At 71.0% G+C, this 19804-nt stretch carries 19 protein-coding genes; 12 read left to right on the plus strand and 7 right to left on the minus strand.

Going from position 1 to position 19804, the window contains the following annotated elements; translation table 11 throughout:
- Positions 1–29: 29 nt before the first annotated feature.
- The gene (locus ACFV0T_RS27515; protein WP_385784469.1) at positions 30–860 is read right to left on the minus strand and encodes a VOC family protein; all 831 of its coding nucleotides are present in this window, start codon (positions 858–860) and stop codon (positions 30–32) included.
- 295 nt (positions 861–1155) lie between these two features.
- Here ACFV0T_RS27515 and ACFV0T_RS27520 point away from each other — a divergent pair, with 295 nt between their 5' ends.
- A complete protein-coding gene (locus ACFV0T_RS27520; protein ID WP_385784472.1) occupies positions 1156–2007 on the plus strand; it encodes a sulfurtransferase in 852 nt (283 codons plus the stop codon).
- Between the two features lie 500 nt (positions 2008–2507).
- Here ACFV0T_RS27520 and sepH read toward each other — a convergent pair whose 3' ends face one another.
- The 4 genes from sepH to ACFV0T_RS27540 all read right to left on the minus strand — a co-directional run bounded on the left by sepH (position 2508) and on the right by ACFV0T_RS27540 (position 7377).
- Complete coding sequence (gene sepH, locus ACFV0T_RS27525; RefSeq protein WP_385784475.1) at positions 2508–3542, minus strand: septation protein SepH; 1035 nt, start codon at positions 3540–3542, stop codon at positions 2508–2510.
- A gap of 664 nt (positions 3543–4206) precedes the next feature.
- Positions 4207–4725, minus strand: a complete 519-nt coding sequence (locus tag ACFV0T_RS27530) for a hypothetical protein (protein ID WP_385784477.1) — start codon at positions 4723–4725, stop codon at positions 4207–4209.
- A gap of 134 nt (positions 4726–4859) precedes the next feature.
- Complete coding sequence (locus tag ACFV0T_RS27535; protein ID WP_385784480.1) at positions 4860–6176, minus strand: D-arabinono-1,4-lactone oxidase; 1317 nt, start codon at positions 6174–6176, stop codon at positions 4860–4862.
- Complete coding sequence (locus ACFV0T_RS27540) at positions 6136–7377, minus strand: MFS transporter (protein ID WP_385784483.1); 1242 nt, start codon at positions 7375–7377, stop codon at positions 6136–6138. The genes ACFV0T_RS27535 and ACFV0T_RS27540 overlap by 41 nt, the downstream gene beginning before the upstream one ends.
- A gap of 126 nt (positions 7378–7503) precedes the next feature.
- On the opposite strand from ACFV0T_RS27540, the gene ACFV0T_RS27545 reads away from it, so the two are divergent.
- Both ACFV0T_RS27545 and ACFV0T_RS27550 read left to right on the plus strand, forming a co-directional pair.
- Entirely contained in the window at positions 7504–8631 is a 1128-nt protein-coding gene (locus ACFV0T_RS27545; protein WP_385784485.1) for a ferrochelatase, read from the plus strand.
- Between the two features lie 7 nt (positions 8632–8638).
- A complete protein-coding gene (locus ACFV0T_RS27550; protein WP_385784488.1) occupies positions 8639–9454 on the plus strand; it encodes an inositol monophosphatase family protein in 816 nt (271 codons plus the stop codon).
- A gap of 98 nt (positions 9455–9552) precedes the next feature.
- On the opposite strand, the gene ACFV0T_RS27555 is transcribed toward ACFV0T_RS27550, so the two are convergent.
- Positions 9553–9726, minus strand: a complete 174-nt coding sequence (locus tag ACFV0T_RS27555; protein WP_385784491.1) for a hypothetical protein — start codon at positions 9724–9726, stop codon at positions 9553–9555.
- 414 nt (positions 9727–10140) lie between these two features.
- Between ACFV0T_RS27555 and ACFV0T_RS27560 the strand changes: the two genes are divergently transcribed.
- The 4 genes from ACFV0T_RS27560 to ACFV0T_RS27575 all read left to right on the plus strand — a co-directional run bounded on the left by ACFV0T_RS27560 (position 10141) and on the right by ACFV0T_RS27575 (position 13677).
- Positions 10141–10794 carry a response regulator transcription factor gene (locus ACFV0T_RS27560; protein WP_009340866.1) on the plus strand — a complete coding sequence of 218 codons (654 nt, stop codon included), beginning with the start codon at positions 10141–10143 and terminating at the stop codon, positions 10792–10794.
- A 6-nt stretch (positions 10795–10800) separates the two neighbouring features.
- Positions 10801–12033, plus strand: a complete 1233-nt coding sequence (locus ACFV0T_RS27565) for a sensor histidine kinase (RefSeq protein WP_385784495.1) — start codon at positions 10801–10803, stop codon at positions 12031–12033.
- Between the two features lie 395 nt (positions 12034–12428).
- Entirely contained in the window at positions 12429–12725 is a 297-nt protein-coding gene (locus ACFV0T_RS27570; protein WP_003993510.1) for a DUF4193 domain-containing protein, read from the plus strand.
- Between the two features lie 13 nt (positions 12726–12738).
- On the plus strand, positions 12739–13677 hold the full coding sequence (locus tag ACFV0T_RS27575) for a hypothetical protein (protein WP_385784498.1): 939 nt from the start codon (positions 12739–12741) through the stop codon (positions 13675–13677).
- A gap of 105 nt (positions 13678–13782) precedes the next feature.
- Here the strand turns inward: ACFV0T_RS27575 and ACFV0T_RS27580 are convergent, their stop codons facing one another.
- On the minus strand, positions 13783–14247 hold the full coding sequence (locus tag ACFV0T_RS27580) for a DUF3093 domain-containing protein (protein ID WP_385784501.1): 465 nt from the start codon (positions 14245–14247) through the stop codon (positions 13783–13785).
- 58 nt (positions 14248–14305) lie between these two features.
- Here ACFV0T_RS27580 and ACFV0T_RS27585 point away from each other — a divergent pair, with 58 nt between their 5' ends.
- From ACFV0T_RS27585 to ACFV0T_RS27605, 5 genes are all read left to right on the plus strand, one after another.
- Entirely contained in the window at positions 14306–14890 is a 585-nt protein-coding gene (locus tag ACFV0T_RS27585; protein WP_385784504.1) for a PaaI family thioesterase, read from the plus strand.
- Positions 14887–15447, plus strand: coding sequence for a dUTP diphosphatase (dut, locus tag ACFV0T_RS27590; RefSeq protein WP_385784507.1), 561 nt, complete (start codon positions 14887–14889; stop codon positions 15445–15447). Before ACFV0T_RS27585 ends, dut begins: the two co-directional genes overlap by 4 nt.
- A 1-nt stretch (position 15448) precedes the next feature.
- Entirely contained in the window at positions 15449–16210 is a 762-nt protein-coding gene (locus tag ACFV0T_RS27595) for a DUF3710 domain-containing protein (RefSeq protein WP_385784510.1), read from the plus strand.
- A gap of 289 nt (positions 16211–16499) precedes the next feature.
- The gene (locus ACFV0T_RS27600; protein ID WP_385784513.1) at positions 16500–17678 is read left to right on the plus strand and encodes an alginate lyase family protein; all 1179 of its coding nucleotides are present in this window, start codon (positions 16500–16502) and stop codon (positions 17676–17678) included.
- Positions 17679–17912: 234 nt separating this feature from the next.
- The coding region (locus ACFV0T_RS27605; protein WP_385784516.1) for a DUF4118 domain-containing protein at positions 17913–19804 on the plus strand (1892 nt) is incomplete at its 3' end.

The raw sequence follows: 19804 nt of genomic DNA on the forward strand, positions 1-19804 counted from the left end.
CGGCAACCCTGAACACGGGTCCCGTGGGGTCAGTGCGGGCTCTGGACCAGTGAGAACCGGGCGCCCTCCGGATCCGCGACCCATGCCACGCGCCCGTGCTCGCTGTCCCGGGGCGGCTTGAGCACCTGCCCGCCCAGTGCGACGAGCCGGGCCACCGCCTCGTCCGCGTCGGCGACCTCGAAGTACGTCATCCAGTGCGGGCCCCTGTCCCGCGGCAGGGCGTGACCCACGCCGTGGATCCCGGCGACCGGACGGCCCTCGACGTGCAGTGTCACGTAGTCGAAGTCGGCGGAGATCACCGGCTCCTCCTCGTAACCGAACACCGATTCGTAGAATTTGGCGACGCTCACCGACTCGACGGTCAGGAGTTCGTTCCAGGCGGGTGTGCCCGGAGTGCCGGGCAGGCCGGGCAGGCCGGGCAGGCCGGTGATGCCGGCGCCTCGGTGCGCCGCCGCCTGCCAGATGCCGAACACGGCCCCCGACGGGTCGGAGCAGATCGCCATCCGTCCGGCCTCGGCCGCGTCCAGCGGGCCGACCCCCACCGTGCCGCCGCACAGTCGTACGGTCTCGGCGGTCTGGTCCACGTCGGCCGAGGCCAGATAGGGCGTCCAGGCGATCGGCAGGTGGAGGTCCGGCGGCAGCTGGCCGACGCCCGCCACCTCGCGACCGTCCAGCAGGGCCCGGAGGTAGGGGCCGAGTTGCGGGGGGCCCGGCTGGAACTCCCAGCCGAAGAGTTCTCCGTAGAAGTCCTGGGTCGTCGCCAGTCCGTGCACCATCAGACTCACCCAGCAGGGCGTGCCGGACGCGTAGGGGGCGTGCGCTTCGTCGTTCGGGCCGGCCGACTCCCGTGCCTGGGTCATCGTCACTCTCTCCTCGGCCCCTCGCGGTGGCCGCGTCGCTTCCGCTCTCCGCACCCCGTGCCGATGCTCGCACCGCCCGTGACGCCGTGCTCACCGGGCGCACCTGGAGCGGTGGGGCCTGGCCGGAGAATGCCCGCTGTAAGGTTTCTCGTCCGTTTCCGCGCGATGACCCACGGGGGTCGATCAGTTGTACAGCATGTGCCCGATCCCGTACGCCACGTGATCGCGCCTGCCCGGCCGAGCAGAGTAGCCGGACATGGACGACGCGGCCACCCCGTGCGCAAGGATGGTGGCCATGAACGTCATCATCTCCGCATCACAACTCGCGAACGAGCTGACAGGGGAGCGCCCGCCGTTGGTGCTCGACGTCCGCTGGCAGCTCAGTCTGGCCAAGGCCGCCGGTGAGCCGGCCTTCGACGGCCGGGCCGAGTACGAGGCCGGGCACGTTCCCGGCGCCGTCTTCGTCGACCTGGACAGGGAACTGGCCTCCGCGCCCGGCCCGGGCGGCCGTCATCCGCTGCCCGACGTGGCGGACTTCGGCGCCGCCATGCGCCGGGCCGGTGTGTCGGCAGCGGTGCCGGTGGTCGTGTACGACGGCGGACAGGGCTGGGCGGCGGCGCGCGCGTGGTGGATGCTGAGCTGGACGGGTCACCCGGACGTGCGGGTCCTGGACGGTGGGTTGCCGGTCTGGGAAGGGAAGCTGTCGGTGGACGTGCCCGCCCCGGCCGAGGGCGACTTCGAGCCGGTGCCGGGCGCCACGGGTCTCCTGGACGCCGACGCGGCGGCGGCGCTGGCCCGGTCGGGAGTGCTGTTCGACGCGCGCGCCGGCGAGCGGTACCGGGGTGACGTGGAGCCGATCGACCGGGTCGGCGGTCACATTCCGGGCGCGGTGTCGGCGCCCACGACGGGCAACGTGGCCGCGGACGGGCGGTTCCTGTCCGCCGAGGAACTGAACGCGCGCTTCAAGGCGCTCGGCGCCTCCGGCGACACCGAGGTGGGCGTGTACTGCGGTTCCGGCGTCTCGGGCGCCCATGAGGTGCTCGCGCTCGCGGTCGCGGGCATTCCGGCGGCGCTGTACGTGGGTTCGTGGTCGCAGTGGTCGGCGGATCCGTCGCGGCCTGTCGCGGTGGGACCCGATCCGCAGTAGCGGGTGGGCGGGGCGTCGCCGTCCGCGCGGCTGGGCGATGTCCGGCCGCTCGCCGACGGCACCTCCGCACGGCTGAGCTTCCTCGGTCGCCGACTGGCGCGCGCATGGCAGGACGGCGTGCGCCGGGACGCGCGGCAGGGGGCGCACGCGGTCAGGTGCGTGGGGATCGCGGTGCTGGGGCGTTCGCGCGCTCACGCGACCGCGTGCTTCTCACTTGCGGCGGTGGGCGGCGCACGCCGTCACCCGTGGGAGAAGGCGTGCGCGTCGACACACGTGTCCGGCACGCCTGCGCCGTCGAGCACGGCGGAGGGCGCGTGTGACGGCACATGCGTCGGGCGGGCGTACGCCGTCGAGCACGGCGAGGGTCGTGCGCGCCGTTTCGTACGGCTGAGGCACGGGCGTCGTCGGGCTCCCGCACGAGCGGCGCGACCGCCCGCCCGCGTGCGGACGTGGCAGGGCCCGCGCCTCAAGGCGCGGGCCCTCAGTCATGTACCGCGGGACTACTCCTGCTTCTTGCGTCTCGTCCCGAACACGATCTCGTCCCAGCTCGGGACCGCGGCCCGGCGGCCGGGGCGGACGCCGTCCGCCTCGGCCTGGCGGTCGGTGGCACCGACCAGACGGTCACGGTGACTCCCGACGGAGCGGGGCATGAGGACGTCCGCGTAGGCGGAACCGGCGGAGGCGGCGGGGGCCGGGGGCTCCTCGGCCTCCGGTTCCTCCACGGGCTCCTCCACGGGAGGTTCCACCGGGCGTTCCGGGACCACCAGGTCGCCCCGGAAGCTCGGCACCGCCTCCAACAGGCTGGTCAGTGAGTCCCGTTCGCTCGTGCTCTCCTCGAGCGGCTCGGGCGGCGGGGCCGGCAGGCTCGGCCGCTCCCGGTCGAGGGAACGGTCCAGCGGGCGGTCGCGCGGCAGCCGGGCGATACGCGGTACGAAGGGAAAGCTGGGCTCGGGCGCGGCGAGGTCGTCGGACTCGCCGATCAGCGAGCGCGCCTCCTCGTCGACGGCCTGGACGAGCCGCCGGGGTGGGTCGTACGTCCAGCTCGCCGAGTGCGGTTCGCCCGCGACCAGATAGACGAGCAGGACTTCCCAGGTGCCGTCGTCGCGGCGCCACGAGTCCCACTGGACGGTGTCCTTCTCGGCGCCGCGCAGGACCAGTCGCTCCTGTACGGCCTCGCCGAGCTGAGGACCGGCGTTCTCGCCGGGCCTACGGACCGGGGTCTTGCGGGCCCGCTCGGCCATGAAGGCGCGTTCGGCCAGCACGGGACCTTCGAAGCGGCGTACGCGATCGACGGGGATGCCGGCCATCTGGGCGACTTCCTCCGCGGTCGCGCCTGCGCGTATCCGCGCCTGGATGTCGCGGGGGCGGAGATGGCTCTCCACCTCGATCTCGATCTGGCCGAGGCGGGGACGGTCGCCGCGCACGGCGGCACGGAGTCGTTCGTCGATCGGAAGCGTGTACTCCGTGCTGTCCGCAGCCTTCAACACCAGCCGTGTGCCGTCATTCGAGACGGCCACGACACGCAGTTCGGGCATGGGGACCTCCCGGGTGGTGCCTGCCGACGTCACGTGCGTCGCTGCTTCCGCTAGTCGAGTGTGGCCTGCCCGGGTGCAGCCTGCCACAACCTTGCCGAGTTGCCCGGCGTGTCGGGCACGAGCCCGCGTACGCCGTTATGGCACGGTTACCTATTCGCAACGCTAAGTGACAAACTCCGTCACCCTGTGCAACTAGCCCCCTCCCGGCGGTCAGGCAAGGCCCCGGACGCCCTGGCGGGAGACCGGACCCAGGGTTCGCAACAGTACTCCATTTGGGCCACGTGCGTGGATTGGCGCGCCGCCCAACTTCTCGCAACGGAAGGGACTTGGCCGTCCGTTGCAGGGTTCCGGCGTCTTGAACGTGGCGTACTTCACGCAATCACCAGAAACGGAACTAATGGTTTCGTTCGCACGTCCCCTTCTCGTGCAGGTTGTTGGTCGAACTGGCGATCAAGCCGGAGACCAAACCGGAACAGCCGATCGAGCGAGGGAAAGGCAGGCAAGGCCCCGGAATGCGTGAAAGGCCCGTTGACGTGGACGAGTCCGGCACCGGGGCGGAGGTGAAGGAGAAGAAGGGGAAGCGGATCGACCTGAGTGTCCCTCAGGTCGCCGGCGGCGCCGTGGCCGCGGTGGTGGCGGCCAAACTCGCCGCCTGCTTCGGTGTCTACGGGACGATCCTCGGCGCCGGTGTGGTCAGCGTCGTCGCCACCTGCGGCGGCACGCTCTTCCAGCACTTCTTCAGCCGGACCGGCGAACAGTTCCGCGAGGTGACCGTTCCGTCCCGGGCCGCCGGGGCGACCGTCGCGTCCCGGACCACCGAGACGCCGCCCGAAGGCCAGGCGTCCTCGCCCGCCGACGGGTTCACCGAGGGCACGGTCCACCGCGCCCGGGTCAGGAGTTGGCGGCGGCCGGTGGTCGCGGCCGCCCTGGTGTTCGGGGTGACCATGGCCGGAATCACCACATACGAGTTGGTGTCCGGCAGCGGCTTCAGCGGCGGCGGCACGACCGTCGGCGACGCCCTCTCCGGCCACGACGGGTCGTCCTCCGGTTCGGGATCCGGCACGTCCTCCGATTCGGACTCCGATTCCGGTGCGGACTCGGGTTCGGACTCCGGGTCCGGCTCCGGAGGCGACTCGCCCTCGCCCGCCACCTCCACGACACCGCGGACGACCGACGGCGCCACTGCGTCGAGCGGCGCCGGGGACCCGGGGAGCGACGGTACGACGCGAAGCCCGGACCCGACTCCGAGCACCACCGCCGGTGACGGCTCGGGTGACGGTCCGTCGGCTCCGGCCGGGACGCCCGACGGGTCCGCTCCTACCCCAGGACCCTCCGCAAGTAGTCGTTCTGGAAACGCCGTTCCGGGTCGAGCCGGTCCCGCAACGCGGTGAACTCGCGGAAGCGCGGATAGACCCCGGCCAGGTACTCGGAGTCGCGCGTGTGCACTTTGCCCCAGTGCGGTCGGCCCTCGTGCGCGGTGAAGATGCGCTCGGCAGCGGTGAAGTACGCCTGATAGGGCGTGCCCCGGAACATGTGGACGGCGATGTAGGCGCTGTCGCGGTCCGAGGCGGTGGACAGGGTGATGTCGTCGGCCGGCGCTGTGCGCACCTCGACGGGGAAACTGATCCGCAGGCCGGAGCGTTCGACCATCGCCTTCAGCTCGCGCAGCGTCTCGACCAGGGCCTCGCGCGGGACGGCGTACTCCATCTCCACGAAGCGCACCCGGCGCGGGGAGGTGAAGACCTTGTAGGGAATGTCCGTGTAAGTGCGCGCGGACAGGGCCTTGCTGGACAGGCGGGCGATTCCGGGGATCGCCGCCGGCGCCGCCCGGCCGATCAACTGGGCCGCCTGGAAGACGCCGTTGGAGAGGAACTCGTCCTCGAACCAGCCGGTCAGCTGCCCCACCGGCCGCTCCGGTCCCGCACTGCGGTTGTTGCGCTTGGTGTTGGTGCTGCCGGTGTGCGGGAACCAGTAGAACTCGAAGTGCTCGTTCTCGGCCCAGAGTTCGTCGAAGTCGGCGAGGACCCTGTCGAACGGCATCGGCTCCTCGCGGGCGGTGAGCAGGAAGAGCGGTTCCACGGCGAAGGTGATCGCGGTGACGATGCCGAGCGCGCCCAGGCCGATGCGGGCGGCCGCGAAGACCTCCGGATTCTCCTTCTCGGAGCAGGTGAGCACCGACCCGTCGGCCGTGACCAGCTCCAGCCCCTTGATCTGGGCGGCTATCGAGCCCGACTCGCGGCCGGTGCCGTGGGTGCCGGTGCTGGTGGCCCCGGAGACGGTCTGCTCCATGATGTCGCCCATGTTGGTGAGCGACAGGCCCTCACGGGCCAGGGCCATGTTGAGCCTCTTGAGCGGGGTGCCCGCCTCGACCGTGACCGTCCCGGCCTCACGATCAATGTTGCGGATGCCCGTCAACAGTTGAGGGCGGATCAATACGCCGTCGGTGGCGGCGATCGAGGTGAACGAGTGCCCGGTCCCCACGGCCTTCACCGTCAGGCCGTCCTCGGCGGCCTCCCGTACGGCCGCAGCCAGCTCCTCGACGGAGGCGGGCGTGACCTCCCGCGCGGGTCGGGCGGAGACGTTTCCGCCCCAGTTACGCCACGTGCCGTTCTTGCCGCTCGCTGTCGTGTCCAACGGTGCCTCCCCGACCCGGAGCCGGCCTGCTGAGCCGGCGGTACCCCAGGAAACCGACCGCGACCGCGACGGCCCCGGACACCGCCGGAACCCCGTACCCGGCGCGCGCGCCGGCCTCGTCGATCACCCAGCCGGCCGCCGAGGAACCGAGTGCGACGCCGACCGCGAGCCCGGTGCTCACCCAGGTCATGCCCTCGGTCAGTTGTGCGCGAGGTACGTGCTCTTCGATGAGGGACATCGTCGTGATCATCGTCGGTGCGATGGACAGTCCCGAAACGAACAGCGCCACGGCCAGGAACGGCAAGTTTCCGACCAGTAGGAGGGGGATCATACTCACGGCCATCATGAAGACGCCCAGCAGCCAGCGACGTTCGGGCGTCCCCTTGAAGCGCATCAGTCCGAAGACGACGCCCGCCGTGCAGGATCCCGCCGCGTACAGCGCGAGGACGATGCTGGCGGCGGCCTTGTGACCCCGCTCGTCGGCGAAGGCCACGGTGACCACGTCGACCGCCCCGAAGATCGCGCCGGTCGCCACGAAGGTGGCCACCAGGACCTGGAGTCCGGGCGAGCGCAGCGCCGTACCGCCTGCTCCTTGCAGCGCGCGCGGGTGCGGCTCGGGTTCGGTGGCGCGCTGGGCGGTCAGCCAGAAGACGCCGACGGCCAGGAAGCAGGCGGCGAGCAGCGGCCCGGCCTCCGGGAACCACGCCGTGGACAGCCCGATGGAGATGATCGGCCCGAAGATGAAGCACATCTCGTCCACCACGGACTCGAAGGAGTACGCGGTGTGCAGTTGTGGGGTGCCCCGGTACACGGCGGCCCAGCGGGCCCGGATCATCGCACCGAGGCTCGGAACCGAGCCGATGCCCGCGGCGCACACGAACAGCACCCAGTCGGGCCAGTCGAAGCGGGCGGCGAGCAGCAGCCCGGCCGAGGCGGTGAGGGCCACCAGCGTCGCCGGGCGCAGCACCCGCCGCTGCCCGTACTGGTCGACCAGCCGGGAGATCTGCGGACCGACCGCCGCCGCGGCCAGTGCGATCGTGGCCGACAGTGCTCCCGCCAGCCCGTAGCGCCCGGTGAGCTGGGAGATCATCGTGACCACGCCGATGCCCATCATCGACAGCGGCATCCGGCCGATGAACCCAGCGGAGGAGAAACCCTTGGAGCCAGGGGCGGCGAAAAGGGCGCGGTAGGGGCTGGGCACGGGTGTCTCCGGGGATCCGGTAAGGCGTGAAGAGGGTTGATACAGATTACGGGTCAGGTGACCCTAATGCACTCGGGGTGCGGGCCGAGATCCCGGTCGTCGGTGCCGGGTGGCAGGATCGACTTCATGCCAGACGTGCTCGATGCCACCCCGTACGACGCCCTGCTCCTGCTCTCCTTCGGCGGCCCGGAAGGCCCGGACGACGTGGTTCCGTTCCTGGAGAACGTGACGCGCGGGCGCGGCATCCCCAGGGAACGCCTCAAGGAGGTCGGGCAGCACTACTTCCGGTTCGGCGGGGTCAGCCCGATCAACGACCAGAACCGCGCGCTGCTGGACGCCCTGCGCAAGGACTTCGCGGGGCACGGCCTGGACCTGCCGGTCTACTGGGGCAACCGCAACTGGGCGCCCTACCTCACGGACACCCTGCGCGAGATGGTCGCCGACGGTCGCCGCCGCATCCTCGTCCTGGCCACCAGCGCCTACGCCTCGTACTCGGGCTGCCGCCAGTACCGCGAGAACCTCGCGGACTCACTCGCGGCCCTGGAGGCCGAGGGCCTGGAGCTGCCGAAGATCGACAAGCTGCGGCACTACTTCAACCACCCCGGCTTCCTGGAGCCGATGATCGACGGGGTGATCGAGTCCCTCGCCGGCCTCCCCGAGGACGTCCGGGACGGCGCGCACATCGCCTTCTGCACCCACTCCATCCCGACGTCGGCAGCCGACACCTCCGGCCCGGTCGAGGACCACGGCGACGGCGGGGCGTACGTCGCGCAGCACCTGGACGCGGCGCGCCTGATCGCCGACGCCGTACGGGAACGCACCGGCGTCGACCACCCCTGGCAGCTCGTCTACCAGTCCCGCTCCGGCGCACCGCACATCCCGTGGCTCGAGCCCGACATCTGCGACCACCTGGAGGAGCGGCAGGCGGCCGGCGCCCCGGCGGTCGTGATGGCCCCCATCGGCTTCGTCTCCGACCACATGGAGGTCCTCTACGACCTCGACACGGAGGCCACGGCCAGGGCCGAGGAGCTGGGACTGCCGGTGCGCCGCTCGGCCACCGTCGGCGCCGACCCCCGCTTCGCCGCCGCGATCCGGGAGCTGATCCTGGAACGCGCCGGGACCGAGACAGGGCAGAGGGTCACGCCCTGCGCCCTGGGAGCTCTCGGCGCGAGCCACAACCTCTGCCCGGTCGGCTGCTGCCCGGCCCGCGCCCCCCGCCCCGCCGCCGCGGGCGCCGACAGCCCCTACGCGTGAGGAAGCCGTGACCGAACCCCTGCACACGGAACTGCTCGAACTCGCCCACGAGGCCGCCCGCCGCGCGGGCGAGCTGCTGCGGGACGGCCGTCCGGCCGACCTCGCGGTCGCGGCGACCAAGTCGAGCCCGATCGACGTCGTCACCGAGATGGACATCGCGGCGGAGAAACTGATCACCGGCCTGATCGCCGACCGCCGTCCCGCCGACGGCGTCCTCGGCGAGGAGGGCGCCGCCAGCGAGGGCACCAGCGGGGTCCGCTGGGTGATCGACCCCCTCGACGGCACGGTGAACTACCTGTACGGGCTGCCGACCTGGGCCGTGTCCGTCGCGGCGGAGCAGGACGGCGAGACGGTCGTCGGTGTCGTGTCCGCCCCGATGCGCGGCGAGACCTACCACGCGGTCCGCGGCGGCGGGGCCTGGGCCACCGGCGCCTGGGCGGGCGAGCGCAGGCTCGCCTGCCGGCCCGCGGCGCCGCTGGACCAGGCTCTGGTCTCGACCGGGTTCAACTACGTCTCCGAGGTCCGCGCGCACCAGGCCGAGGTCGCGCGCAAGCTGATCCCGCTGCTGCGCGACATCCGGCGCAGCGGCTCGGCCGCGGTCGACCTGTGCGACGTCGCCGCGGGCCGCCTGGACGGCTACTTCGAGCGCGGGCTGCACGCCTGGGACTACGGCGCGGGCGACCTGATCGCCCGTGAGGCGGGCGCCCTGACCGGTGGCCGCCCCGCGCAGCGCCCCTCGGGCGAACTCACGGTGGCGGGGACCCCGGGTGTCTTCGAGCCCCTCCAGCGGCTCCTGGAGGACTTCGGCGCCTGGCACGACTGACGGCCGACCGGAGCGCCGCACGAGAGGGCCGTACGAGCACGACAGCGGGGCCCCGGCACTGGATCGCCCGGGGCCCCGCTGTCGTACGCGCGAACTGCTCAGACGGCGGACACGCCGACTTCCACGCCATGCTCGGCGGCGAGGCGGTGCAGGTCGTCGAGCTCGCCCTGTTCCACCTCGACGAGGAAGTCGTCGCCCTCGTCACGAGCCCTCGTCAGGTCGGACTCGGTCGCCTTTATGCGCTGCAGAAGTCCTGCGGTGAAAGCGTCCATGCTGCGCCCCCTCGTCCTGGGTCGTGGGTCGATGGCACGGGGGTGTGCCGTTCGGAAGGGGCGATCACGTCTCCTGTGGATGCCCGGCGCAGCCCTTGCCGGGCGGCCACGGTGCCGGACACCCACGACCGCTCTGCGGTAAGCGGACGGCGACGTACCGCATGGTGTTGCGGCACAAGCGGAGCGTGATCGCGGGGTGTAAAGCGTCCTCCCCCCGCTCCCTTCCGTGGAAACCTCAACCGGAGGAGAAAATCCGCTATTCCCCGGCCGACCACCCGGACTTCGGAGCCCTCTCACCCGCCTTACCGCCGACTTATGGCCGAAAAGGGCAGGATGGACGCCACACACCCACGAACCCCCCTGCCCGCGTGCGCCCGAGGCGCCACGCGGGTGGACAGAGGAAGGACAAGCGACGTGCGCGTACTCGTCGTCGAGGACGAGCAGCTGCTCGCCGATGCGGTGGCCACCGGACTGCGCCGGGAGGCCATGGCCGTCGACGTCGTGTACGACGGTGCGGCCGCCCTGGAGCGCATCGGAGTCAACGACTACGACGTGGTCGTCCTCGACCGCGACCTCCCGCTCGTCCACGGCGACGACGTCTGCCGCAAGCTCGTCGAGCTGGGCCTGCCCACGCGCGTGCTGATGCTCACCGCGTCCGGTGACGTGAGCGACCGTGTCGAGGGCCTGGAGATCGGCGCCGACGACTACCTGCCCAAGCCGTTCGCCTTCAGCGAGCTCATCGCACGCGTGCGTGCCCTCGGCCGGCGTACCAGCGTGCCGCTGCCGCCCGTCCTGGAGCGCGCCGGCATCAAGCTCGACCCCAACCGCCGCGAGGTCTTCCGCGACGGCAAGGAAGTCCAGCTCGCGCCGAAGGAGTTCGCCGTCCTGGAGGTGCTGATGCGCTCCGAGGGCGCGGTCGTCTCCGCGGAGCAGCTGCTGGAGAAGGCCTGGGACGAGAACACCGATCCGTTCACCAACGTCGTGCGCGTGACGGTCATGACCCTGCGGCGCAAGCTGGGCGAGCCGCCCGTCATCGTCACCGTTCCCGGCTCCGGCTACCGGATCTGACCGGCGGTGGCCACCACGCCCGCGCCGCCGCAGGCGCCTCCGAAACCCACGTGGGACCCCAGGCGGCCGCAGCCCCCCTTCCCGTGGCTGCGCCCGACCATCCGGATACGGCTCACGCTGCTGTACGGCGGCATGTTCCTGATCGCCGGCATCCTGCTGCTGTCGATCATCTACCTGCTGGCCGCCCAGGCCCTCGACGTGGGCAGCGATCTGCCCTTCAAGATCACCGAGGGCAAGGTCACCAGCAAGATCTGCGACCTGCCCTCGCAGGCCGCGCCGGACGTGTTCAACAAGGCGATGAACGACTGCGTCAACGAACAGCGTCAGCACGCCCTGGACGACCTGCTCAGCCGCTCCCTGCTGGCCCTGCTCGGCCTCGCGGTCATCGCCTTCGCCTTCGGCTACGCCATGGCCGGACGGGTGCTGTCGCCGCTGGGCCGGATCACCCGCACGGCGCGCGCGGTGGCGGGCTCGGACCTGTCGCGCCGTATCGAGCTGGACGGCCCGGACGACGAACTGAAGGAGCTGGCCGACACCTTCGACGACATGCTGGAGCGCCTCCAGCGCGCCTTCACCGCCCAGCAGCGCTTCGTCGGCAACGCGTCGCACGAACTGCGGACCCCGCTCGCGATCACCCGCACGCTCCTCGAAGTGCATCTGTCCGACCCGACCGCGCCGGTGGAACTGCAACAGCTCGGCAAGACGCTGCTGGCCACCAACGAGCGCAGCGAGCAGCTCGTGGAGGGCCTGCTGCTGCTCGCCCGGAGCGACAACCAGGTCGTCGAGCGCAAGCCGGTGGACCTCGCGGAGGTCGCCGAACAGGCCGCGGACCAGGTGCGCGCGGAGGCGGATGCCAAGGGCGTGGAGATCCGCGGTGAACAGAAGCCGGCCGTCGTCCAGGGCAACGGCGTGCTGCTGGAGCGGATCGCGCTGAACCTGGTGCAGAACGCCGTGCGCTACAACATCCCCGAAGGTGGCTGGGTCGAGGTCACCACCGAGGTCCAGCACGGCCAGGCGGTCCTGATCGTGTCGAACACAGGACCGGTCGTGCCGGCGTACGAGATCGACAACCTCTTCGAGCCGTTCAGGCGGCTGCGTACGGAGCGCACGGGCAGCGACAAGGGCGTCGGGCTGGGCCTGTCCATCGCCCGGTCCGTGGCCCGGGCACACGGCGGGCACATCTCGGCCCAGCCGAGGGAAGGGGGCGGTCTCGTGATGCGCGTCACGCTTCCGATCTGAGATCATGGCCCCGACACACGCGGGGATGTTCGCTTTGCGCTGAATTTTCGGGACAGTCGACCAACGGCCCCTTGTGTGATCGATCACAAAGGCGATTTTCGCGCCATCTACTCTCCGTGATCATGGCTGAGGCCATAAAGCCGGTAAAATCCGGGTTTTCAGGCCTCGTGATCACGGGAAGTACACGGTGAGACGCCTTTGAAGAGCGGCACGAGGACCGTGTACGGTCCCGATCGCCATCCAAGCCGATCACTCTTGAGGAGTCCGGTTGGGTGTCGATTGAGTAACAGACCTTGATGTGAGGCAAAATCTCCGCCTCAGGTCGGGCACAAGTCCGGCCTCTCACGCGTTAGTGCGCTGGAGACACCGCAGATACCCAGAGGGGGAGAGCGACCATGGCAACCGATTACGACACCCCACGCAAGACCGACGACGACGTTGACTCGGACAGTCTTGAAGAACTGAAGGCCCGGAGGAACGACAAGTCGGCCTCGGCCGTCGACGTCGACGAGTTCGAGGCCGCCGAGGGCCTCGAACTGCCCGGGGCCGACCTCTCGAACGAGGAGTTGGCCGTCCGAGTGCTGCCGAAGCAGCAGGACGAGTTCACGTGCATGAGCTGCTTCCTGGTGCATCACCGCAGCCAGCTGGCCCGCGAGAAGAACGGCCAGCCGATCTGTCGCGACTGCGACTGAGGGCGGGTCGGCCGTGACTGGCTCGACCCCACCTCGGAAGCGCCGCTTCCTCCCGCGGGGAGCGGACCACGGGCCGTCCGACGGCCCGCACGGCGCGCGTGACGACGAGCGGGGCTCATCCGGTGCGACAGAGTTGTCGCCCGGCTCGGCCTCGCTCGAACCGGCAGGCGATCGGGGTGACCTCCCGGCGCCGGTGGAGAGTCCCGCGCCCGTCGCCAGGCGACGGGCCGCGGCGATCCGCGACAAGGCCAAGGACCTGGCCAGGGACGGCGTCCGCAAAGGCGGCGGCCGTGCCAGGGCGGGCCTGGCGTACCTGGCCGACCGCATCATCGACATCGCCCCACGGGTCCCCGTACGGGACCTCCAGACGCTCCGCAGGCAGTTCCCCGGCCTCGGGCCCGAACAGCTCGCCGACAAGCTCGTGGCGGGCGCCGCCAACGCGACCTCGACCGTGGGAGCCGGCATCGGGGCCGCCGCGATGCTGCCCGTACCGCCCGCGATGCCGACCGAACTGGCCGCGGAGATCACCGGGGTCGCGGCGATCGAGCTGAAGCTGATCGCCGAGCTGCACGAGGTGTACGGCGTACGCCCGCCGGGCGCCCTGAAGGACCGCAGCACCGTGTATCTGCGCTCGTGGTCGGGCGAGCGCGGGATCGACGTGATGAAGCCGTCGACGGTCAACACCGCCCTGGGCGGTCACATGAAACGGGAGCTGCGGCAGCAGATCATGAAGCGCATGGTCCGGGACCTGCCGAACCTGATGCCGTTCATGGTCGGCGCGGCGGTGGGCGCGGTCATGAACCGCCGCGACACCAAGAAGCTCGCCGCCCGGATCCGGACGGACCTGCGGAAGATGCAGGTGCCCTGGGACGAACTGCCCGAGCTGCCGCCGCTGGAACCTCCGGCGGATCCGCTGAAGCTCGGCGACATCTCCAAGGAGCTGGGGCGTTGAGACCGGGCGGCCGAGCGCGCCGACGGATCCTGTGAGCCGTTCCCCGGCCCTCCAGCCCGTCTCCAGGCCGTCGCGACCCCCGCGGGCTCCCGCGGGGCCCGGACGTTAGGCCGCGGCCTCCCGGGCGGCCTTCAGGGCCTCCGCCAGGCGCTCCGGCTCGCGGGTCGACAGGTACAGGTAGGGCGTCGGGTCGGCCGGGTCGGTGACCGTCACGCGCAGCGCCGTGGGGATGTAGGCGCGCAGCAGGAGGAAGGCGCGCACGTCGGCCTTGTAGGTGCGCCAGGCGCGGGCCTCCTCGGCGTCCAGGACCTCGCTCTCGCCGAGCGCGGACAACGGGATCTTCGCCTCGCCCGCGATCAGCGAGTCGCCCACCACCCGGATGCGGAGCGAGCCGTACGCACTGGCCGCGACCGCCGCCGCCGCCGTGCCGCCCACCAGGCCGCCGAGCGTCGGCAGGGTGCCGAAGGGGAGCAGGACGAGGGCGAGGGCGACGCCCACGAGGAACGAGATGAGCCACCACGAGCGGGGGGCGGTCAGGCGTTCTTCGTAAGGGGTGGCGGTGTGCTGCATGGATCCAAGCTTGGCACGGTGTCCGGACCGCACCGACGCGCGGGTAAGGTCTGCGGCTGTGAGTGGTACTTCCCCGGCTCTTCAGCCCCCCGCCGACGCCGCGAAACCGGTGCGGCACCCCGATGCTCCCGCACCCGGCGAGCTCCTCGGTGCCCACTACGAACACTGTTTCGGATGCGGCGGCGGGCAGCCCCACGGGCTGCATCTGGAGGCGCGGGCCGGCCAGGGCGTCACGATCACCGCCGAGTTCACCGTGCAGCCCGCCCACCAGGGCGCTCCAGGGCTCGCGCACGGCGGTGTGCTCGCGACCGCGCTCGACGAGACCCTCGGCTCGCTGAACTGGCTGCTGCGGACCGTCGCCGTGACCGGACGGCTCGAGACCGACTTCGTACGGCCCGTACCGGTCGGTACGACGCTGCACCTGGAGGCCGAGGTGACGGCGGTGGCCGGGCGGAAGATCTACTCGACCGCCACCGGACGCATCGGGGGTCCGGACGGGCCCGTCGCCGTCCGCGCGGACGCGCTCTTCATCGAGGTCGCGGTCGAGCACTTCGTCAATCACGGCCGTCAGGAGGAGATCCAGGCCGCCATGAGCGACCCGGACCAGATCCGCCGTGCCCGTGCCTTCGAGGTGAACCCGTGAGCGCCGCCGGCCGTGCCCCACTGGACGTGCAGATCCGGCGGCTCGACCCCGAGGTGCCCCTTCCGGCGTACGCGCAGCCCGGTGACGCGGGCGCGGACCTGCGGACCACCGAGAGCTGTGAGCTGAAGCCGGGCGAGCGAGGCGTGCTGCCCACGGGGGTGTCGATCGCGCTTCCCGAGGGGTACGCGGCCTTCGTGCACCCGCGATCCGGGCTCGCCGCCCGCTGCGGTGTCGCCCTGGTGAATGCCCCGGGGACGGTTGATGCCGGGTACCGTGGGGAGATCAAGGTGATCGTGGTGAATCTCGACCCGCACGAGTCGGTGCGGTTCGAGCGCTTCGACCGGATTGCCCAACTGGTTGTCCAGCAGGTCGAGAGGGTCCGCTTCCAGGAGGTCGCGGAACTTCCCGGATCGGCACGGGCCGAGGGGGGCTTCGGGTCGACCGGCGGCCATGCCGCGGTGGGCGGCGCGAGTGGCACAAGCGGTCAGGCCGCCGAGGGCGGCACAACGGGTGGGTATAGATACGCTTCGGTCGTATCCGACCGGGAAGGACAGTGACGTGTTCGGACGTCGCAAGAACAGGGATGCCGCCGACGGCGCGGCCGGCGAGGCCGAGCAGGTCGTCGACAGCGTCGACACCGAGACGGACGAAGAGGGCGTGCGCGAGCGCGTGCGGCTCGAACCCGAGCCGCGGCCCGACGGACCCTGGGACGACACCGAGGTGCGCGAACCGGGCGAGGGCCGCGTGGACCTCGGCGGTCTGTTCGTGCCGGGCGTCGACGGCATGGAACTGCGGGTCGAGGTGGCCGGTGACGCGATCGTCGCGGCCACCGTCGTGCTGCGCGACAGCGCCATCCAGCTCCAGGCCTTCGCGGCGCCCAAGCGCGAGGGCATCTGGGGCGAGGTGCGCGAGGAGATCGGCTCGGGCATCACCCAGCAGGGCGGCATCGTCGACGAGGTCGAGGGTCCGCTGGGCTGGGAGCTGCGGGCCCAGGTGCCGGTGCAGCTGCCCGACGGCACGGGTGGCTTCCAGGTCGTGCGGTTCGTCGGCGTGGACGGTCCCCGCTGGTTCCTGCGCGGGGTCATCTCCGGTCAGGGCGCGGTGCAGCCGCAGGCGGCCGGTCTGCTGGAGCAGATCTTCCGGGACACCGTCGTGGTCCGGGGCGAGGGCCCGATGGCGCCTCGCGACCCGATCGTCCTGAAGCTGCCGAACGACGCCCAGATGGTCCCCGAGGGTGTCCAGCAGGAGGAGGCCGGTTCGCGGTTCTCCGGCGGTATGGGCCAGTTGCAGCGCGGGCCGGAGATCACCGAGGTGCGCTGAGCACGGACGTACACAGTGGGCCGCACTCCCTTCGGGGGTGCGGCCCTTCGTCGTGCGGGCGGCCGCTCGGTGGTCGTCCGCAAGGCGCTGCTTCGTCGTGCGCCGGAGGCGGCCGCTTGTCGTGCACCCGGGTCCGCGTGCCGGTGCGCCAGGTTGCCATCCGCCGTGCGTCGGCGCGCTCGTGCGCGATCCCTTGACGGGCAGTTGGTCTGTACCTATGGTCTCGGCCCAGCGACTGTGTTCAGGCAGGCGCTCAGCGTTCACATACGAGAACGGATGGCCCCCCACTATGCGCCGTACCGCACTCCTCGCCACCGTCACCGCCATCGTCGCGGGCGCCCTCGTCTGGCCCGCCGCCCGGCCCGCCGATGCCGCCCCCGCCACCTTCGTCCACCCCGGAGTCACCGTCTCCAGGGGACAGTTGGACTTCGCCCGCACCCAGGTCAACGCCGGCGCCCAGCCCTGGAAGGGCGCGTACGACCAGATGCTGGCGAGCAAGTACGCCGACCTGAACCGCACCCCCAAGCCCCGCGCCACCGTCGAGTGCGGCTCGTACTCCAACCCCAACTACGGCTGCACCGACGAGCGCGAGGACGCGATAGCGGCGTACACCGACGCCCTCGCCTGGTACATCACCCGGGACGACCGCTACGCGAAGAAGTCCATCGCGCTCATGGACGCCTGGTCCGCCGTGATCAAGGACCACACCAACAGCAACGCGCCCCTCCAGACCGGCTGGGCCGGCTCGTCCTGGACCAAGGCCGCCGAGATCATCAAGTACACGTACACCGGGACGTGGACCAACTCCGGCCGCTTCGCGACCATGCTCCGTGACGTCTACCTCCCCAAGGTCATCAACGGCTCCAACTCCAATGGCAACTGGGAGCTGACCATGATGGAGGCCGCCGTCGGCATCTCCGTCTTCCTGGAGGACAAGACGTCGTACGACAAGGCGATGGCGAAGTTCCGGACGCGTACGGCCGCCTACGTCTACCTGTCCACCGACGGCGCGGTGCCGAAGACGGTGCCGAGCCAGAACCTCGACACCACGGCGAAGATCGTCAACTACTGGCAGGGCCAGTCCACCTTCGTCACCGGCCTCACCCAGGAGACCTGCCGCGACTTCGTCCACACGGGTTACGGCATCTCGTCGATATCCCACGTCGCCGAGACCAGCCGTATCCAGGGCCAGGACCTGTACGGCACCGACGTCGGCGAGCGGCTGCGGCAGGCGCTCGGCTTCCAGTCCAAGTACCAGCTGGGTACGGCCGTCCCGAGCTGGCTGTGCGGCGGCTCACTCACTCTCGGACTCGGCCCGGTCACCGAGGTCGGGTACAACGCCCTGCACAACCGGCTGGGCATCGCGATGACCAACACCCAGACGCTCACCCAGCAGAACCGTCCGGCCGGCAGCAACAACCTGTTCGTCGCCTGGGAGACTCTCACCCACGGCGACAACCCGAGCTGAACCGGAGCGAGCGTCGATCTCGGCCGGGCGCCTGGCATCCAGCGCCCGGCATTCGGTGCCCAGGCCGGCCTTCCGCTCGGTTTTCGCCGCGCAGGCCGGCCTTCCGCCCGGTTCTCGCCGCGTCAGAGACGCGTCAAAGACGCCCTCTGCCCCATTCCTCGTCCTATTTGTCGACATCGTTGGCCGTAAGGTCGACGCTGCGTACGCAGCAGTCACTGGAAGACAATGGGAAACATGGCACGCGGCAAGCTTCGGATCTATCTCGGTGCGGCACCGGGCGTCGGCAAGACGTACGCGATGCTGTCCGAGGGGCATCGGCGAGTGGAGCGCGGTACCGACTGTGTCGTGGCGTTCGTGGAGCATCACGGGCGGCCGCGTACCGAGGTGATGCTGCACGGCCTGGAGCAGATCCCGCGCCGCGAGCTGGAGTACCGGGACGCGCTGTTCACCGAGATGGACGTGGACGCGGTGCTGCGGCGCGCTCCCGCCGTCGCTCTGGTGGACGAGCTGGCTCATTCCAACGTTCCCGGTTCGCGGAATGCGAAGCGGTGGCAGGACGTGGAGGAGTTGCTGGCGGCGGGGATCGACGTGGTGTCGACGGTGAACATCCAGCATCTGGAGTCGCTGGGTGATGTGGTGGAGTCGATCACGGGGGTGCGGCAGCGGGAGACGGTGCCGGACGAGGTGGTGCGGCGGGCGGATCAGGTCGAGCTGGTGGACATGTCGCCGCAGGCGCTGCGGCGGCGGATGGCGCACGGGAACATCTACCGGCCGGACAAGGTCGATGCGGCGTTGTCGAACTATTTCCGGCCGGGGAATCTGACGGCGTTGCGGGAGCTGGCGCTGTTGTGGGTGGCGGACCGGGTCGATGAGTATCTGAACGCGTATCGCAGTGAGCATCGGGTGTCGGCGATCTGGGGTTCGCGGGAGCGGATCGTGGTGGGGCTGACGGGGGGTCCGGAGGGGCGGACGTTGATCCGGCGGGCGGCGCGGCTGGCGGAGAAGGGGGCCGGCGGTGAGGTGCTGGCGGTGTACATCGCGCGCAGTGACGGGCTGACGTCGGCGTCGCCGAAGGAGCTGGCTGTCCAGCGGACGTTGGTGGAGGATCTGGGGGGCACGTTCCATCAGGTGGTGGGGGAGGACATACCGGCGGCGTTGCTGGCGTTCGCGCGGGGGGTGAACGCGACGCAGATCGTGTTGGGTGTGTCGCGTCGTAAGAGCTGGCAGTACGTGTTCGGGCCGGGTGTGGGGGCGACGGTCGCGCGGGATTCGGGGCCTGATCTCGATGTGCATCTGATCACGCATGGTGAGGTGGGCAAGGGGCGTGGGCTGCCGGTGGCGCGGGGTGCGCGGCTGGGGCGGGTGCGGATCGTCTGGGGGTGGCTCGTCGGCGTCGCCGGCCCGGCGATCCTGGCGGTGCTGCTCAACACCGTGGAGCTCGGCCTCGCCAACGACATGCTGCTTTTCCTGTCGCTGACGGTGGCCGCCGCCCTGCTCGGCGGACTGCTCCCGGCACTCGCCTCGGCGGCCGTCGGGTCGTTCCTGCTGAACTACTTCTACACACCCCCCTTGCACCGGCTGACGATCGCGGATCCGAAGAACATCGTGGCGATCGCGATCTTCGTGGGGGTGGCGGTGTCGGTGGCGTCGGTCGTGGATCTCGCGGCCAGGCGTACGCATCAGGCGGCGCGGCTGCGGGTGGAGTCGGAGATCCTCTCGTTCCTGGCCGGGAACGTGCTGCGGGGTGAGACGAGTCTGGAGGCGTTGCTGGAGCGGGTGCGGGAGACGTTCGGCATGGAGTCGGCGGTGATGCTGGAGCGGGAGAGCGATGTGGCGCCGTGGACCTGTGCGGGCAGTGCGGGTCTGGGGCGGGCGCTGGAGCGGCCGGAGGACGCGGACGTGGACGTGCCGGTCGGTGACCACTTGGCGCTGGCGCTGACGGGGCGGGTGCTGCCGGCGGAGGACCGGCGGGTGCTGGCGGCGTTCGCCGCGCAGTCCGCGGTCGTGCTGGATCGCCGGCGGCTTCAGGAAGAGGCCGACCGGGCCCGGACGCTGGCCGAGGGCAACCGCATCCGTACCGCGCTGCTGGCCGCCGTCAGCCACGACCTGCGCACCCCGCTCGCGGG

Source organism: Streptomyces sp. NPDC059582, from assembly GCF_042735715.1.
Lineage (GTDB): Bacteria > Actinomycetota > Actinomycetes > Streptomycetales > Streptomycetaceae > Streptomyces.

Bases quoted from the DNA above. Each gene is read 5' to 3' on its own strand.
- ACFV0T_RS27515 (WP_385784469.1), bottom strand. From the start codon at position 860: ATGACCCAGGCACGGGAGTCGGCCGGCCCGAACGACGAAGCGCACGCC.
- ACFV0T_RS27520 (WP_385784472.1), top strand. From the start codon at position 1,156: ATGAACGTCATCATCTCCGCATCACAACTCGCGAACGAGCTGACAGGG.
- sepH (WP_385784475.1), bottom strand. From the start codon at position 3,542: ATGCCCGAACTGCGTGTCGTGGCCGTCTCGAATGACGGCACACGGCTG.
- ACFV0T_RS27545 (WP_385784485.1), top strand. From the start codon at position 7,504: ATGCCAGACGTGCTCGATGCCACCCCGTACGACGCCCTGCTCCTGCTC.
- ACFV0T_RS27555 (WP_385784491.1), bottom strand. From the start codon at position 9,726: ATGGACGCTTTCACCGCAGGACTTCTGCAGCGCATAAAGGCGACCGAG.
- ACFV0T_RS27570 (WP_003993510.1), top strand. From the start codon at position 12,429: ATGGCAACCGATTACGACACCCCACGCAAGACCGACGACGACGTTGAC.
- ACFV0T_RS27580 (WP_385784501.1), bottom strand. From the start codon at position 14,247: ATGCAGCACACCGCCACCCCTTACGAAGAACGCCTGACCGCCCCCCGC.
- ACFV0T_RS27600 (WP_385784513.1), top strand. From the start codon at position 16,500: ATGCGCCGTACCGCACTCCTCGCCACCGTCACCGCCATCGTCGCGGGC.